Origin of the sequence: Mesorhizobium sp. M0028 (genome assembly GCF_040323855.1) — a bacterium.
Lineage (GTDB): Bacteria > Pseudomonadota > Alphaproteobacteria > Rhizobiales > Rhizobiaceae > Mesorhizobium.
This window is the reverse complement of sequence record NZ_JAMYVG010000003.1, coordinates 277,870-293,330: the sequence shown is the minus strand read 5'-3', so window position 1 is coordinate 293,330 and position 15,461 is coordinate 277,870. Positions and strand designations below refer to the sequence as shown.

Here is a 15,461-nt window from a genome sequence, read left to right as displayed (position 1 = left end):
TCAGTTGCTTGGGTGACCGGGGCGGCGGACCGCTTCGCGCTGGCCGCTTGCGCCGCGCCGCAAAGGCGCGTTCAATCACCACGGACAGGGGCTCCAGAACCAGCGGTCATGGACGAAAAGAAGGCAGCAATCCTTGGTGAAATACCGCGTTTGCGCCGCTATGCACGCTCGCTGTTGCGCGACCGCGATTCCGCCGACGATCTCGTCCAGGATTGTCTCGAGCGGGCGCTTGTGCGGCTCGACAATTGGCAGACAGGAGAAAGCCCCAGGAGGTGGCTGTTTACGATCATGCATCATTTGTTCATCGACCAGATGCGCAAGGTGAACCGGCGCGGCGAGGCGGCGATGCTGCCGCTCGAGGCAAGCGAGGCGCAGGCAGCACCCGCCGAGCAGGTCGAGAGCATCGCCTCGCGCGAGATCGTCGACGCGCTGCAGGCGATCAGCCCTGACCGGCGCGCGGCACTTGTGATGGTCGCCATCGAAGGGTTTTCCTATGCCGAAGCCGCCAACATCCTTGGGGTTCCCGCCGGCACCTTGATGTCCCGCATCGCGCGCGGGCGTGAGGAACTGCGCGCGCTGCTGGATGATACCGCGCGCCGCCGCTCGATAAGGATCGTCGAGAAATGAGCCGGCGCGATTTCTCCGAACGCGACATCCACATGGCTCTCGATGGCGAGTTGCCGGGCGACGAGCGGACGGCCTATGAGGCATGGCTCGAGGCCAATGCCGAGATGAAGGCCAAGAGTGCACGCTACGCCGCCGACCGGGCAGCATTGCGCGCAGCCTTTAACGGCGTGCTGGACGAACCCGTACCGGTGCGGCTGAACAAGGTGGTGCTTGGCGAGGCGTCGGTGGTCAGAGCGGCGCCGTCGCGCTCGCGTTGGTGGCTTGCGGTCGCCGCTGCCGCCATGCTGGTGATTGGCGGTGCTGGCGGCTATCTTGCCGGCATCGGCGGCCTCGGCCTGGAAAATACGGCCGAGGACCAGCTTGCCGAAGAAGCGATCGCCGCCCACGTCATCTATGCCGCCGAAAAGCGGCATGCGGTGGAAGTGCCGGCAAGCGACAAGGATCATTTGCAGAGCTGGTTGTCGAACCAGGTGGGTTTGAAGCTCGTCGCGCCGGATCTGGCAGCGCAGGGATTCCAACTGGTCGGTGGCCGGCTGCTGCCTGCCGGCCAGGGCAAGGCCGCGATGCTGCTTTACGAGGACGACAAGGGCGCGCGCATTTCGCTCTTCGTCACCGCCGAATCGGCTGCCAAGGCCAAGGGCACCTATGGGTCGGAAGAAGATGGTCCTGCGGCTGTCTACTGGCTGGACAAGGGTTATGGCTGCGCCGTCGTCGGCTCGCTGCCGCGCGAGCGGCTGGCCGCGGTGGCCAAGAGCGCCTATGGCCAGCTTCTGGCGGCCTTGCAAAGCTGAGCAGGATCTCATTTTTCCGGAGCCGCGCCGATGCCGAAACACGGAGGTCGCTCAAAGCCTTTGCGCGACCTGCCTGCTGTCAAAACTGTCACAATTCGGCCCTAATCGAGGTGCGATAGCGCTTGCTTAATGCTGGCACTTCGGCTGGTGTGACCGATGTTTAGACTAGGGTCGTTTCCACAACCCAATCGAGGTTTTCTGAGCCCGCATGCCTGCCGAGATTCGCAAGGCCCGCGCGTCCGACGTCGATGACCTCGCCGCCATCGAAAAAGCTGTTTTCTCGAGCGACCGCATTTCTCGCCGTTCCTTTCGCCAACTGATCGAACGCGACACCGCCGAACTGCTGGTTGGCGAAAGCGATGGCCGCGTCGCCGGCTATGCAGTCGTGCTGTTTCGCAAGGGCAGCGGCGTCGCGCGGCTCTATTCGATCGCCGTCGGTCCATTTTTCGGCGGCCGTGGCGTTGGCCGCCTTCTGCTGGAAGAGGCCGAGACCGCTGCTTTCGAGCACGGCCGCATGATGCTTCGTTTGGAAGTCCGCGAGGACAACCCGCGCGCGATCCAGATCTACGAGCGGAGCGGCTACCGCAAGATCGGCCGCGAACCGGACTATTACGAGGATGGCGCCACGGCGCTGCGCTATGAAAAGACCTTGCGTGGCGACATTCCGGTCGCCACCGAAGTGCCGTTTTATCAGCAGACTTGCGAATTCACTTGCGGACCATGCTGCCTGATGATGGCGATGGCTTACTTCGGCCCCGGCTTCGTGCCGGACCCGGTGATGGAAATCCGGCTGTGGCGTGAGGCGACGACTGTTTTCATGATGTCCGGCCCCGGCGGCTGCGAGCCGTTCGGGCTGGCCGTCGCCGGCTATGAGAGCGGGCTTGCTGCTGAGATCTATGTGTCCTTCTATGGCGCGCTTTTCCTGCAATCGGTGCGCAGCGAAGACAAGCGCCGGGTGATGGAGCTGGCGCAGGTCGACTTTCGCCGCCGCGCGGAACTTTACGGCATCCCGGTGAATTACCGTTCATTCGGGCTTGACGACATTCGCACCGCGATCGCAGAGGGAAAACTGGTACTGGTCCTGATCAGCGGCTTCCTGATGTTCGGCAAAAAGGTTCCGCACTGGGTATTGGCCATCGGTGACGACGGCGATCACATCCTGATCCACGACCCTTGGGTCGAGGACGAGCGGCAGGAGACGATCCTCGATGCTGCCAACATTCCCGTGCCTTACGGCATCTTCATGAACATGGCGCAATTCGGCCGCGACGGATTGCGCGCCGCCATCACTCTCGGAAAGCGCGACAGCCAATGACCTGGGTCATCCTTACCGGCCGGCAGAACGATCTCGACCAAGTGGCGACGCCGCACAAGATCATCACCAATCGCGACTACCTTGCCCATCCGGCACTGTTTCGCGGGCAGCGGCCGAAGGTCATCAACCTGTCGAACAATTACGGCTACCAGAGCCGCGGCTATTACGCCTCGCTGCTCGCCGGTTCGCGCGGCCATAAGGTCATCCCGACGGTCGAAACGATGATCGACCTGTCGGAGCGCAAGCTCTATGAGCACGCGTTGCCGGAACTCGAACTCGCACTCAACAAGTGCCGCAAGGACCTGGGCGGCGCTTTCCCGCAGAAGGTCTGCATCTTCTTCGGCATCGGACCGTCCAGGATCTGGGACCGCTTCGCCAAACTGCTGTTCGACTGGTTCCGTGCCCCGGCGCTTGAGGTCCACATCAGGGACAGCGCCGAATGGGCCTCGATCCGCAAGATTGGCTTCCATCCCCTGGCCAGGATGACCGAGGACGAGGAAACGCACTTTCTCCAGTGCCTGGAGACCTACACCAACCGCGAGTGGCGTGACACCAAGGGCCGCACGCCGGCGCGCTACACTTTCGCCACGCTGGTCGATCCGCATGAGGAACTGCCGCCGTCGGAGATTTCGTCGCTGCGCCACTGGGCCAAGATCGCTGAAAAGATGGGCGTCGAAATCGAGCCGATCACCAAGCGGGATCTGGCCAAGCTCGCCAACTACGACGCGCTGTTCATCCGCGAGACCACCTCGATCTCCAACCACACCTACCGCTTTGCCCGCCGCGCCCAGCAGGAAGGTATGCCGGTCATCGACGATCCGCTGTCGATGATCCGCTGCACCAATAAGGTCTATCTCAACGAGCTGATGACCTACAACAAGGTACCGGTGCCGCCGACGGTGATGATAGCCGGCATCTCGGATCTGGAAGTTGCGGCGCAGACGCTGGGCTTCCCCCTGGTGCTGAAGATCCCGGACTCCTCGTTTTCGCGCGGCGTCAAGAAATGCGGCACCTTCGAAGAGTTAAAGACGCTCGCAACCGAATGGCTGGAGGATTCCGACCTCCTGATCGCGCAAAAATTCATTCCGACGGAATATGATTGGCGCGTCGGTGTCCTCGGCGGCCAACCCTTGTTTGCCGTCCATTATCTGATGGCCAAGAAGCATTGGCAGATCGTCAATCATAAGGCCAACGGCAAGCCCGACCAGGGCGGCATCAAGACCTTCACCCTGAAGGAAGCGCCGGCCCATGTCGTCGAGACGGCGGTGAGCGCGGCGCGCTGCATCGGCGACGGCCTCTACGGGGTCGACCTCAAGGAGACCAGGGACGGCGTCTTCGTCATCGAGGTCAACGATAACCCCAACCTCGACCACGGCTGGGAAGACTCCGGCGAAAAAGACGAGGTCTGGGTGCGGCTGACGCAGTGGTTCCTGGAGCGATTGGACCGGCCGGGCCGATGACATCCGAATTGAGGGGAAAAAGATGCTGTTCTTCGTAACCGAGGATTTTCGCGGCTGCGACCGTAAGGAGATCTACCGCCGTTTCCGCGACCAGGGCCGCCTGAAGCCGGACGCGCTGCTCGTGCACCACAGCTGGATCGCAGCGGATATGAGCCGCTGCTTCCTGCTGGTGGAGGCCGATGACGTCACACTCCTGCAGCGGTGGGTCATCGAATGGGCGGATCTGGTCGAATTCGAGATCGTTCCCGTGGCGACGAACAAGGATATGGTGGAGGCGTTGAGCGGACATCTCTGACCTGCGCGCGCTTCGACGAGGTATATCCAGACATTGTATGATGGCAGATGTCCAGGCTGAGCCGATGACTGGCTCGCCCGGCTGTCGCACTTAGCCGGATTGCCTGATCGTCGCGTTCGACGTCAGCAGCCGGTTGATGTCCGACGCTTTCGATGGCACGCCGATCAAATAGCCCTGGGCCTCGACGCAGCCCTCCTTTTGCAGGAATTCAAGCTGCGCTTCGGTCTCGACACCCTCGGCGGTGACGGTGATGCCCAGCTGTGCGCCAAGCCCGATGATGGTGCGCACGATCGCCGCGGTATCGCGACTGTCGATGTCACGGGTGAAAGAGCGATCGATCTTGATCTTGTCGACGGGAAAGCGCCTGAGGTAGCCGAGCGAGGAATAGCCGGTGCCGAAATCGTCCAGCGCTATGCGGACACCCAGATCGCGCAGCTGCCTCAGTGTCTTGAGCACCAGATCGCTCTCGTCCATCAGCACCGTTTCGGTGATTTCCAGTTCAAGCCGGTTGGCCGGCACGCCCGAGAACGCCAGCGCCGAGATGACGCTGCGGGCAAAGGTGCCGCTTTTGATCTGCACGGCGGAGACATTGACTGCGATGCGCAAAGGCGCCCAGCCTGCCGCGGTCGTGCAGGCTTTCCGCAGCGCCCATTCTCCAAGCGGCACGATCAGCCCGGTCTCCTCGGCGGCCGGAATGAAGTCGTCCGGACGCACCAGGCCGCGCACTGGCGAACGCCAGCGCATCAAGGCTTCGGCACCGACGATTTCGCCGGAGGCGATGTTCATGATCGGCTGGAAATCCAGCTCGAATTCCCGGCGTGACAGCGCCGCCCTGAGATCGATTTCGAGCGCCCGGCGCGCGCGCACCATCGCATCCATGGCTGGTTCGAAGAAACGGTAGAGGTTGCGCCCTTCGCTCTTTGCCCGATAGAGCGCCATATCGGCGTTTTTCAGCAAAGTGTCGGTGTCCTTGCCGTCATTCGGAAACAGCGCGATGCCAACACTGATGCCGACGCGCATGTCGTGTCGCTTGTCGCGAAACGGCTTTCCGATGATCTCGACGATGCGTTTGGCCAGTTTTTCCGCATCGCCCGGGCTTTTGAGATTGAACTGGATTATGACGAACTCGTCGCCGCCGAAGCGAGCGACAACGTCCGTTTCATTGCGCAGGCACCGTTGCAGCCGTTCGGCCACGCATTTCAGCAGCCAGTCGCCGGAAGGGTGGCCCCAAGTATCGTTGACCGCCTTGAAGTGATCGAGGTCGAGCGAGAATATCGCCAGCGATCCGTCTTTCGTCTCGCTAAGGGCTTGGTCGAGCCGTTCGCGAAGCATCGAGCGATTGGGCAGGTTGGTCAGTGTGTCGTGATGCGCAAGGTGGGTCATGCGCTCTTCCACGCGCCTGCGCTCGGTCACGTCGTCGAATGTCGCGACCCAGCCGCCGCCGCTCATCGGCCGGCGTGCAACCAGCAGCGTTCTGCCATCGGCAAGATGGCGATGCGTTACGTGTGTTTTGCCCGCCCGCAGGCAGGCTTCGATTTGCGAAATTTCGCTGTCGGGGTCGAGCTTTGTGTAAATGCCCAGTTCCAGCAGCCGCTTAAAGGCATCACGGTGGCTCATGCCAAGCGGGAGGTCGGCCGGCCTGACATGGTAAAGTTCCAGAAAACGTTCGTTGCGCACGATCAGCTTGCCGTCCGCGTCGTACATCAAAAGTCCTTGCGACATGTTGGCAAGTGCCGCGTCGAAACGGCGGTGCTGCTCCTTCAACTCCTGCTCGGCGCGCCGTTGCTCGGTGATATCCTCGTAGATCGATACCCAACCGCCCGACGCCAGCGGCCGGTGCGAAATGTTGACGATACGCCCGTCTGCAAGCGTTTCCTCATAGGTGGAAGGTTTTGCCTGGTCGATATAGGGCTTGCGAATGGCATAGAGTTGCTCAGCGCTTTGCGAGGCGATGCCGATGTCCACGCTGTGCTGGAGGATGTCGAAAAACCGGATGCCGGGCCGTACCACTTCGGCGTCGAGGCGAAAGATACTGATGTAGTTCCTATTGCAGATGATCATCCGTTCATCGGCATCGAACATGCACAGGCCATGCGACATGTTCTCGACCGCTGCCGAAAAACGCTCGTTCTGTTCGCGCAGTTCGTCTTCAATCCGTTGCGGCAGACCAACGCCTTTGACCCGTCGTCGGCGGACGGACGAACCTGCCTTGATACCGGCAACGGGCATGTAGCGCGCCTATGGACCGTGGTTAACCACGGCACTCTTGTCCTTGCCGGTTAATTTACGGTTTTCAGCCGGCTGGAACGGCAGTCTGGCGTCGCGACTTCTCGATCGCCGCAAACCGTTTGAGAAAGGCATTCTGCGCCCAGGTCACCGAGCGCGGCGTGACATCGAAGCGCTCGGCATTGAAGCCGCGCGGCCGGCCGAAGAACTCCGTCGCCTCTGCCGTTGAAAAACCCGCAAGCAGCGTCGCTTCGAAATAAGCGGCGATCTGATCCGCTCGCTTGATCTCCTTGCGCAGTCCCGCGTCGAGTTCCGCTGGCAGCGAAAAGCGCAGATGGATGGCGCGCTGCAGCCTGATCTCGCAGTCCCTGTAGCTGCCGCCCATCACGGACTTGAACGGCGAGATCATGTCGCCGATGACATATTCCGGCGCGTCGTGCAGCAGCGCCGCCAACCGCGCATCGGCGTCGGCATCCGGCACCAGCTCGCCGACAAGCGTTTCGACCAGCAGCGAATGCTGGGCGACCGAAAAGGCGTGCTCGCCTCTGGTCTGGCCGTTCCAGCGCGCGACGCGGGCAAGGCCGTGAGCGATATCTGAGATCTCGATGTCGAGCGGCGAGGGGTCGAGAAGATCGAGCCGTCGCCCGGACAGCATGCGCTGCCAGGCGCGCGGCGGCGCCCCGGCGCGATCGGCCGCCATCAGGCCTCCTCCGCGCCGACGGCTTCCAGCGGAAAGCTGAATTTCGCCCAGGGCGGGATGGTGAGCGACACGGCGACGTCGTCAGCCAGGATCGGCAGGCCGGCGTCGAACGCTGCCTTGACCCGGTCAATGCGGGCAATGGCGAGGCCTGTCGTGCCGGCGGTCGAGCCAAGCGTGCCGACAGGCCGCCCCTCCACGGTCAACTCTGCGCCCGAGGCGGGCAGGGAGCGTCCGGCCGAGACAATCAACACCCGGCGCCGGGCAGTGCCGCGATGCTGCATGCGCGAGACGACCTCCTGGCCGACATAGCAGCCCTTCTTGAAGCCGACGCCGCCGATCTCGTCGAGCAGCACGTCATGCGGAAACGCATCGCCGAGCTGATAGTCGCTGCCGCTTTCGGCAATGCCATGGGCGATGCGAAAGGCTTGCCATGCGGCAAGGTCGCCTCCTTCTGCGGTGCCATCATAGAAGCGCTTGACGATAGCATCGACGAACCGCGCATCAGCAAACGGTGCCGATTCAAATTGCGAGGCAGTTGAAGCGCTTTCCCATAGGACGGTCACAACCGGGTGATCTAGCTTGGCAATTTGGACTTTGGCGCGCAACTTGTAGAGCGTCAGCCGGCGCATGAAATCGTCAGCGGTCTCGGCACGGCATTCGAGGCGGAAAGCATTTTCGCCGGCGCGCGAGATCAAGAAGTCGAAAAGGATCTTGCCTTGCGGCGTCAGCAGGGCGCCGGGCTTTGCTTCGCTGCTCCCGAGCACGTCGAGGTCGGTAGTCAGGATGTTCTGCAAAAAGTGCGCGGCATCCGGCCCGGACACGGAAACGAGTGCGCGATCTCTGAGCGAGGCAAAGGGCATGGTGGGAAAACGAGCCTGATCTTGCAAAACTGTCGGCCATTACGTAAGCCGCTGGCACTTCCCCCGCAAGAGACCTGATCCGCATGGCCCCCATCTACGATCTCATCCTGACAGGTGGCACCGTGGTCAACCACGACGGCGAGGGTTTTCGCGACGTCGGCATCAATGGTGGGCGCGTCGCTGCCATCGGCGATCTCCGCCAGGCGTCGGCCGGCGAGACAATCGACTGCCGCGGACTGCATATCCTGCCGGGCGTCGTCGATAGCCAGGTGCATTTCCGCGAGCCGGGACTGGAGCACAAGGAAGATTTGGAGACGGGCTCGCGGGCAGCGGTGCTTGGCGGCGTCACCGCCGTCTTCGAGATGCCGAACACCAATCCGCTGACCACCAGCGAGACGACCCTTGCCGACAAGGTGCGGCGTGCCACCGGCCGCATGCATTGCGACTTTGCCTTCTGGGTCGGCGGGACCCGCGACAATGCAAAAGACGCTGGCGATCTCGAGCGGCTGCCGGGTGCGGCCGGCATAAAAGTGTTCATGGGCTCGTCCACCGGCGACCTGCTGGTCGAGGACGACGAAGGCGTTGCCTCGATCCTGAGGAACACACGCCGCCGCGCCGCCTTTCACTCCGAGGACGAGTTCCGGCTGCGCGAGCGGCTCGGCGAGCGCATCGAGGGCGATCCGTCCTCACATCCGGTGTGGCGCGACGAGATCGCCGCATTGCGCTGCACCGAGCGCCTGGTGCGCATCGCGCGCCAGGTCCGTGCCCGGATCCATGTGCTGCACATCTCGACCGCCGAAGAGATAGGCTTCCTCGAACAGCACAAGGATGTCGCGACTTGCGAGGCGACGCCGCATCATCTGACGCTGAGCGCAGATGACTATGCGCAGTTAGGCACGCTGATCCAGATGAACCCGCCGGTGCGCGCCGCGCGCCATCGCGAGGGGGTCTGGCAGGGCATTGCGCAAGGCGTTGTCGATGTCCTCGGCTCCGACCATGCGCCGCACACGCTGGCCGAGAAGGCAAAACCTTATCCGGCGTCGCCGTCAGGCATGACCGGCGTGCAGACTTTGGTGCCGATCATGCTGGATCATGTCAACGCCGGCCGGCTGACGTTGCAGCGCTTTGTCGACCTGACCAGCCATGGCCCACAGCGCATTTTCGGCATCGCCAGGAAAGGCCGTATTGCCGCCGGCTACGATGCCGATCTGACCATCGTCGACCTGAAGCGCCGCGAGATCATCGCCAACGCCCAGCAAGGCTCCAAGGCCGGTTGGACGCCTTATGACGGCAGGCAGGTGACCGGCTGGCCGGTCGGCACTATCGTTCGGGGCCGGCGCGTGATGTGGGAAGGCGAGATTGCCACGCCAGGCCAAGGCAGGGCGGTGGAGTTTTCCGAGGCGTTGGCGGGCTAAGCTCCCTGCCTCAATAAGGGCCAGGCCTGACCACTCAATCCCCAGCGACGAAGAACGTCCATTGCCCGGTCGGCGTGATGCCGACGCGGTAGAAGATGTAGGCGCCGAACTGCTTCATGTTGTCATAGTCGCTGGCAGTGACGATCTTGAATAACTCGACCCGCTGCCTGGCATCGAGCTTGTCCAACGGCAGGGCGAAAAAATACGGCCAGACGTAGAGATCCTGCGGCGTGCCTGCATCGACATGGACATAGCCGGCATTGAGCACCTCTTCCAGGATGGCGAGGATTTCCTGGCCTTCCGTGTCGCCCGAAAGCCCTTTCAGGAAGGCGATCGGGTCGCCCTCCATGTCGCCCAGCGACAATTGGGTCATCATGTCGCCCGTGCCGATCAGCGGCCGCAGTCTTTCGATGTCGCCGCTTTTGCACGCCTCGACGATCAGATCGTGCATGCGCCTGACCGGTTCCGGCAACTTGGCAAGGTCGTAAACGACTTCGGGCACAGGCGCGTCCGGATCGACATGCGGATTGGCCATGCCGCCGTCGTCCGCTGGCCCTTTCGGTTCGGTTTGCCTTGGCTCGTCGGACGGAGTCGGCTGGCTGGCTGCAGGTGGCGTCGTGCCGAGCGGGCCGGGCATCGGCACGGTACTTCCGGGCGGCGACATGTCGCCGTCGGGCGGCGGCGTGACCGGCGAAGGCAGGTCTTCGCGCTTGATCTCGCTGAGGGCGTGAGCGGGACTGCTCGCAAGAAACAGTGCAAGGGGAATCGTGGCGCAGGAGGCGATAAGCCAAATGCTGAGGACCAGGCCGCGCGGCTTGCCTGATATCGAAAAATTCACCGCCTGCTACTCCCTGGTTCCAGGCCCACTCATGTGCCCGGACATGATGTGCCCGGACATGATGTCCGGCGACGCGCCGTCGTCAAAGAACCGGGGTCAGTGCCGCAGCCTTTCGGGCTCGAAGGCCCCGGCAACCACCTTTTCGCGCATGCGATCGAGCAGGGCAAGCGCCGAGGTCTCGCCATTGGTTCGCAGCATCTCGCCGAATGCCGTTTCGAGGGCTGCCTCGGCGATGATTTCCGGCTCGATCCCCGCCGACAATCCTTCCGCCCAGGCTTCGCTGTGGCTTTCCACGGCGGTCAGGCGCTTTTCTTCCCTGACCAGCGCGTCGATGTCGTTGACGCCATGTTCCATTGCGATGTCCACCCTTTCAAGCGGTGATCCGTTGGATAGGGATCAAGCTTGAGCTGTCCCTTTTACACGCAGGCGAAGTAAGTACTTGTAAATGCGACATTTTTTTGGTCGTTTTCTACAAAACCCGTCGCATTAAGCAAACCTGCGTCCGATCCGTTTCAAACTTACCCGATTAGGCCGGCCAAGGGGACGGAAACCTTCAGTTTGAGTTAATTTCACATCTGCGCGCTAACGTTTCGTTAACATAGTTGCAAAAGTGCAACATCAGGTTTGCACCAAGACCTCACCCGAGGCAAGCGGAGAAGTGTCGAACGCGTCCGCCGCCAACAGCGCCGACGCTTGATTCCGCTTTGCCGGAACGGCAGCTGCCGCCGTCAGTTCCCGTAGCGCGAGGCGATGTCGCGAGACAGCGTCTCGCCTTCCTTCATGTAGCGGCTGATGGCTTCCGTCGCCGAGGCGGTGCATTGCGTATAACTGCCGCCGAAGGATCGGTAGCCGCGGTTGAAGCTGGCGATGAAGCGGGCGCGCCGCTCAGGGTTCGGATTTTCTGATGCGATCAGTTTTTCCATCTCGGCCCGCCACCGGTCGCCCTTCTCGCCGCATAGATTGCGCAGGAAATGCAACGAGCCGAGCACTTCCGCCAGCCGCAACAGCCCGGGCTCGAACGGCGCCTCGGCGGCAATGGCAGGACGCAAGCCGACAACCACACTGACGGCGAGGCAGGCGGCGAGAAACGGTGATGTGCGGTTCATGAGCCCTTGTGCTGAAACAATTTGTTGCCTGCAAGGCGATTCTCAAGCTCAGTTCGCGCCGCCCTTGCTGGTGGCCAGCAGGTCGTCGGCGATATCAAACACTGCATCGGCAAGCTGCATCGCTGTCATTTCGGCCAGTGTATAGAAGGCGGCGGTTTCGGCGTCGTCACTGGCCACCGCCTCGCCGCCGGCATAGTTGGCCCCAAACACCGTCAGCCGGTAGTCGACCGGATGCCCATTGCCGCTGCCGTCGATGTGGATTTCCCGCAGCGGCCGGTAGTTGCGCGCCTGCAATCCGGTCTCTTCCAGCAATTCGCGCCTTGCTGCCTGTTCCAGCGTCTCGCCGGCTTCGACCTTGCCACCGGGAAAGGCATAAAGGCCCTGCGAGGGCGGTCTGGCCCGCTTGACCAGCAGCACCGTGTTCTCGCGCACGACGCAGACCGAGACTGCCGGAATGATCTTACGTGCTTCCATGGGTTCCCGATCGCTCGATTGGCATAGCCCGTTGTGGACCGGCCGTCGGCGAACAGCTTTAGCGGTTGCGAAAGGCAGGTTCCATGGTCACTTTCACATGTCACCCATTCGAGAGCTGAATTCATGTGCGGACGCTTTGCCTTGACCGCCACTCCGGACCAGACCGCCGCCCTTCTCGGTCTGGCGGAGTTGGAGGAGTTTCCGCCCCGCTACAATATCGCGCCGACGCAGCCGGTGCTGATGGCGCTCGCCGGATTGCCGCAGGCGCCGGGCTCGAACCTGCCCGACCGCCGCTCGATGCTGGTGCGCTGGGGCCTGATCCCGGCCTGGGTCAAGGATACGCGTAACTTCCCGCTGCTGTTCAACGCGCGTTCTGAGGGGGCTTCGGAAAAGCCGTCGTTTCGCGCTGCCATGCGCCATCGCCGCGCCCTGGTACCGGCTTCGGGATTCTACGAATGGCACCAAACCGCTGGCAGAAGAGGGCAGCCCTATTGGGTGCGGCCAAAGCATGGAGGGCTTGTCGCCTTCGCCGGGCTGATTGAGACGTATGCCGAGCCGGGTGGCTCGGAAATGGACACCAGCGCCATTCTGACCGCCCACGCCAATGCCGATATTGCCCATATCCACGACCGCATGCCGGTGGTGATCCATCCCGAGGATTTCGCGCGCTGGCTGGATTGCCGCACGCTCGAGCCGCGTGATGTGGCCGATCTGCTGAGACCCACCCGGCCCGATTTCTTCGAAGCGATCCCGGTTTCCGACCTCGTCAACAAGGTCGCCAATACCGGGCCGGAGATTCAGGAGAAGGGCGTCGTCGAGCCTGAGCCCGAGAAGGTCAAGCGCCAGAAGTCCGGCGCGAACGACAGTCAAATGACATTATTTTAGCGAAAGCTACTATTTCCAGGACACCGTGAGCGCCTCAATCTTCACCCGACGGCATTCTCAGGCAGCGCGTGGCGACACGATCTTCTGTGCCGGCTTCTTCTTCTTCGCGGTGTGCAGAAGAGCTGCGACGATTGCTGCCGGGCCGATCGCCCGGTAATGGCTGGCGAGCGCCGGTTGCTTGGCGCGGTTGGATTCTTGCTTAGGCATTATTCTCTTCCCTGGTAACGTCTTCGTGTCTGCGTTTGCTGGCCGAATCCGACCAAATCGTGACGCTTGCTGATCTAGCCGGCGAATGTTTCATGACAGTGCCGATCTGTTTAATAAAATGTTTCAGTGGCTCATTTCCTGTGAGCCAACGATATTTTTGGCGAAGGTAGCGACTTGACGGCAACACCGGGCAAGGCGATAAAGCCGGCCATGAAAACGTCGTTCGCCATTTGCGGCATTTGCATTATCGACTAGCCTCGCGCTGGTCCTGGACGTTTTCGCCTCATCTCCTCCCAGATTGGACAAACGCCCCGGCCAGCAGGCTGGAGCTCGATTTTGCGCCTCGGCGTGACCGACTCCATCCAGAGCACGATCCCAAAAGATCATGCTCAAACAAAGTAACGCACCGGAACGCACGTATGTCTGACGCATCGAAGAGCCTGCGCCTCTACAACACGCTAACGCGGAGCAAGGAGGATTTCTTCCCGATCGATCCGCGCAACGTGCGCATGTATGTCTGCGGCCCGACGGTCTACGACTTCGCCCATATCGGCAATGCGCGGCCGGTGATCGTCTTCGACGTGCTGTTCCGTTTGCTGCGCCATCTCTACGGGCAAGCGCATGTCACTTACGTCCGCAACATCACCGACGTCGACGACAAGATCAACGCTCGCGCGCTGCGCGATTTCGGCGGCGAGATTGCCTTGGGCAAGCTGTCGCTGAACGAAGCGATCAGGCGGGTCACCGAAAAGACCGCCGATCAGTTCCACAAGGACGTGGCGGCGCTCGGTTGCCTGGAACCGACGGTCGAGCCGCGCGCCACCGAGTTCGTCGAGCCTAGGCCCGACGGCAAGGTCGACATGATCCTCTTGATTCAACGCTTGATCGAACGCGGCCATGCCTATGTCGCGGCTGGAGAAGTCCTGTTCGACACCGCTTCCATGCCGGACTACGGACAGTTGTCGAAGCGCAATCTCGACGAGCAGCAGGCAGGCGCCCGCGTCGCCGTCGATGCGCACAAGAAGAACCCGCAGGATTTCGTGCTGTGGAAATTGTCTTCGCCCGAGGAACCGGGCTGGGAGAGTCCGTGGGGCAGGGGTCGGCCGGGCTGGCACATCGAGTGCTCGGCGATGTCGGCCGCCTATCTCGGCGAGGTGTTCGACATCCATGGCGGTGGTCTCGACCTGATCTTTCCACACCACGAGAACGAGATCGCCCAGTCACGTTGCGCCCACGGCACCGAAACGATGGCCAAGGTGTGGATGCACAACGGTTTCCTGCAGGTCGAGGGCCAGAAGATGTCCAAGAGCCTGGGCAATTTCTATTCGATCACCGAACTGCTGGAGACGGAGACTTTTGGCGGCCGCAAATGGCCGGGCGAGGTGCTCAGGCTGGCGATGCTGATGACGCATTATCGCGAGCCGATCGACTTTTCCGTACGCAAGCTGGAAGAGGCGGAGAATACGCTGCGCAAATGGAAGCGAGCGGCCGATCTGGCGCCGCCAACGGCAAAATCGGTGCCGGCGGATGTGATCGAAGTGCTGTCGGATGACCTCGCCACCTATCCCGCATTCCAGTTGCTGACCCAGTTGGCTGGCGATGCTGTTGATTTCGACGCTGGTAGCAGCAACGCAGCCGCCGAAGACAACGATGCTGCCACTTTGCTGAAGGCATCGCTGCTGTTCCTCGGCTTCGACGTCGCAACAGCCAAGGTGGATGAAGACGCCATTGCCAAAGCGATCGCCAAACGCCTCGCGCTGATCGCCGCCAAGAACTGGGCCGAGGCCGACCGCATCCGCGACGAGTTGCTGGCGCAAGGCATCCAGTTGAAGGACGGCAAGGACCCTGTCACCGGCGAACGCATCACCACCTGGGAGGTAAAAAGATGATCGATCATCTCGGCATCACCGTTTTGGATTTCGACGTGTCGAAAGCTTTTTACGACAGGGCGATGGCGCCGCTTGGTGCCTCGCTGCTCTACATGGTGCCGCAGGAATATACCGGCGGCGCCAAGGTCGGCGGCTACGGCCGCGACCGGCCAGTGTTTTGGCTGCATGCCGGCAAGGACAAGCCGAAGGATCATCAACACGTCGCTTTCACGGCGCGCAGCCGTGCCGAGGTCGATGCCTTTCACGCGGCGGCAAGGACAATGGCGGGCCGGGCCTGCGCCCGCACTATCATCCGAACTATTATGGCGCCTTCGTCTTCGATCCCGACGGCAACAATGTCGAGGCGGTCTGCCATGCTCCGGAGTAAAATGCG

Annotated in this window: 16 protein-coding genes and 1 pseudogene; 9 read left to right on the top strand and 8 right to left on the bottom strand. The window is 62.1% G+C overall.

Annotation, left to right across the window (positions count from 1 at the left end):
- Window positions 1-108: 108 nt before the first annotated feature.
- From NKJ93_RS09250 to NKJ93_RS09230, 5 genes are all read left to right on the top strand, one after another.
- Window positions 109-627, top strand: coding sequence for a sigma-70 family RNA polymerase sigma factor (locus NKJ93_RS09250; protein WP_023719875.1), 519 nt, complete (start codon window positions 109-111; stop codon window positions 625-627).
- Window positions 624-1,418 (top strand): anti-sigma factor family protein, encoded by a 795-nt coding sequence (locus NKJ93_RS09245; protein ID WP_352481851.1) that lies wholly within the window; start codon window positions 624-626, stop codon window positions 1,416-1,418. Before NKJ93_RS09250 ends, NKJ93_RS09245 begins: the two co-directional genes overlap by 4 nt.
- A gap of 208 nt (window positions 1,419-1,626) precedes the next feature.
- Window positions 1,627-2,733, top strand: a complete 1,107-nt coding sequence (locus NKJ93_RS09240; RefSeq protein ID WP_023719873.1) for a peptidase C39 family protein — start codon at window positions 1,627-1,629, stop codon at window positions 2,731-2,733.
- Window positions 2,730-4,193 (top strand): RimK family ATP-grasp domain-containing protein, encoded by a 1,464-nt coding sequence (locus NKJ93_RS09235; RefSeq protein ID WP_023719872.1) that lies wholly within the window; start codon window positions 2,730-2,732, stop codon window positions 4,191-4,193. Before NKJ93_RS09240 ends, NKJ93_RS09235 begins: the two co-directional genes overlap by 4 nt.
- Window positions 4,194-4,215: 22 nt before the next feature.
- Complete coding sequence (locus NKJ93_RS09230) at window positions 4,216-4,488, top strand: DUF3303 domain-containing protein (RefSeq protein WP_023719871.1); 273 nt, start codon at window positions 4,216-4,218, stop codon at window positions 4,486-4,488.
- 90 nt (window positions 4,489-4,578) lie between these two features.
- Here the strand turns inward: NKJ93_RS09230 and NKJ93_RS09225 are convergent, their stop codons facing one another.
- The 3 genes from NKJ93_RS09225 to ygfZ all read right to left on the bottom strand — a co-directional run bounded on the left by NKJ93_RS09225 (window position 4,579) and on the right by ygfZ (window position 8,274).
- Complete coding sequence (locus tag NKJ93_RS09225) at window positions 4,579-6,717, bottom strand: putative bifunctional diguanylate cyclase/phosphodiesterase (RefSeq protein WP_352588671.1); 2,139 nt, start codon at window positions 6,715-6,717, stop codon at window positions 4,579-4,581.
- Between the two features lie 64 nt (window positions 6,718-6,781).
- Window positions 6,782-7,414, bottom strand: a complete 633-nt coding sequence (locus NKJ93_RS09220; protein ID WP_352588668.1) for a YfbR-like 5'-deoxynucleotidase — start codon at window positions 7,412-7,414, stop codon at window positions 6,782-6,784.
- On the bottom strand, window positions 7,414-8,274 hold the full coding sequence (gene ygfZ / locus NKJ93_RS09215) for a CAF17-like 4Fe-4S cluster assembly/insertion protein YgfZ (RefSeq protein ID WP_352588665.1): 861 nt from the start codon (window positions 8,272-8,274) through the stop codon (window positions 7,414-7,416). Before ygfZ ends, NKJ93_RS09220 begins: the two co-directional genes overlap by 1 nt.
- 83 nt (window positions 8,275-8,357) lie before the next feature.
- Here ygfZ and NKJ93_RS09210 point away from each other — a divergent pair, with 83 nt between their 5' ends.
- On the top strand, window positions 8,358-9,689 hold the full coding sequence (locus tag NKJ93_RS09210; RefSeq protein ID WP_023719868.1) for a dihydroorotase: 1,332 nt from the start codon (window positions 8,358-8,360) through the stop codon (window positions 9,687-9,689).
- A 34-nt stretch (window positions 9,690-9,723) separates the two neighbouring features.
- Here NKJ93_RS09210 and NKJ93_RS09205 read toward each other — a convergent pair whose 3' ends face one another.
- The 4 genes from NKJ93_RS09205 to NKJ93_RS09190 all read right to left on the bottom strand — a co-directional run bounded on the left by NKJ93_RS09205 (window position 9,724) and on the right by NKJ93_RS09190 (window position 12,107).
- A complete protein-coding gene (locus NKJ93_RS09205; protein ID WP_023719867.1) occupies window positions 9,724-10,527 on the bottom strand; it encodes a hypothetical protein in 804 nt (267 codons plus the stop codon).
- A 96-nt stretch (window positions 10,528-10,623) separates the two neighbouring features.
- A complete protein-coding gene (locus NKJ93_RS09200; RefSeq protein WP_023719866.1) occupies window positions 10,624-10,881 on the bottom strand; it encodes a hypothetical protein in 258 nt (85 codons plus the stop codon).
- Between the two features lie 374 nt (window positions 10,882-11,255).
- On the bottom strand, window positions 11,256-11,633 hold the full coding sequence (locus NKJ93_RS09195) for a TIGR02301 family protein (protein ID WP_023719865.1): 378 nt from the start codon (window positions 11,631-11,633) through the stop codon (window positions 11,256-11,258).
- A gap of 48 nt (window positions 11,634-11,681) precedes the next feature.
- The gene (locus tag NKJ93_RS09190; protein WP_352588662.1) at window positions 11,682-12,107 is read right to left on the bottom strand and encodes an NUDIX hydrolase; all 426 of its coding nucleotides are present in this window, start codon (window positions 12,105-12,107) and stop codon (window positions 11,682-11,684) included.
- A gap of 123 nt (window positions 12,108-12,230) precedes the next feature.
- Between NKJ93_RS09190 and NKJ93_RS09185 the strand changes: the two genes are divergently transcribed.
- Window positions 12,231-12,992: an SOS response-associated peptidase gene (locus tag NKJ93_RS09185; protein WP_023719863.1), complete on the top strand. Its 762-nt coding sequence runs from the start codon at window positions 12,231-12,233 to the stop codon at window positions 12,990-12,992.
- A gap of 57 nt (window positions 12,993-13,049) precedes the next feature.
- Here the strand turns inward: NKJ93_RS09185 and NKJ93_RS09180 are convergent, their stop codons facing one another.
- Entirely contained in the window at window positions 13,050-13,199 is a 150-nt protein-coding gene (locus NKJ93_RS09180; RefSeq protein ID WP_023677745.1) for a hypothetical protein, read from the bottom strand.
- 419 nt (window positions 13,200-13,618) lie between these two features.
- Here NKJ93_RS09180 and cysS point away from each other — a divergent pair, with 419 nt between their 5' ends.
- Together cysS and NKJ93_RS09170 are read left to right on the top strand one after the other, a co-directional pair.
- Complete coding sequence (cysS, locus tag NKJ93_RS09175; protein WP_023719862.1) at window positions 13,619-15,088, top strand: cysteine--tRNA ligase; 1,470 nt, start codon at window positions 13,619-13,621, stop codon at window positions 15,086-15,088.
- Window positions 15,085-15,455: pseudogene (locus NKJ93_RS09170) on the top strand (VOC family protein). The gene cysS and the pseudogene NKJ93_RS09170 overlap by 4 nt, the downstream one beginning before the upstream one ends.
- Window positions 15,456-15,461 lie beyond the last annotated feature (6 nt).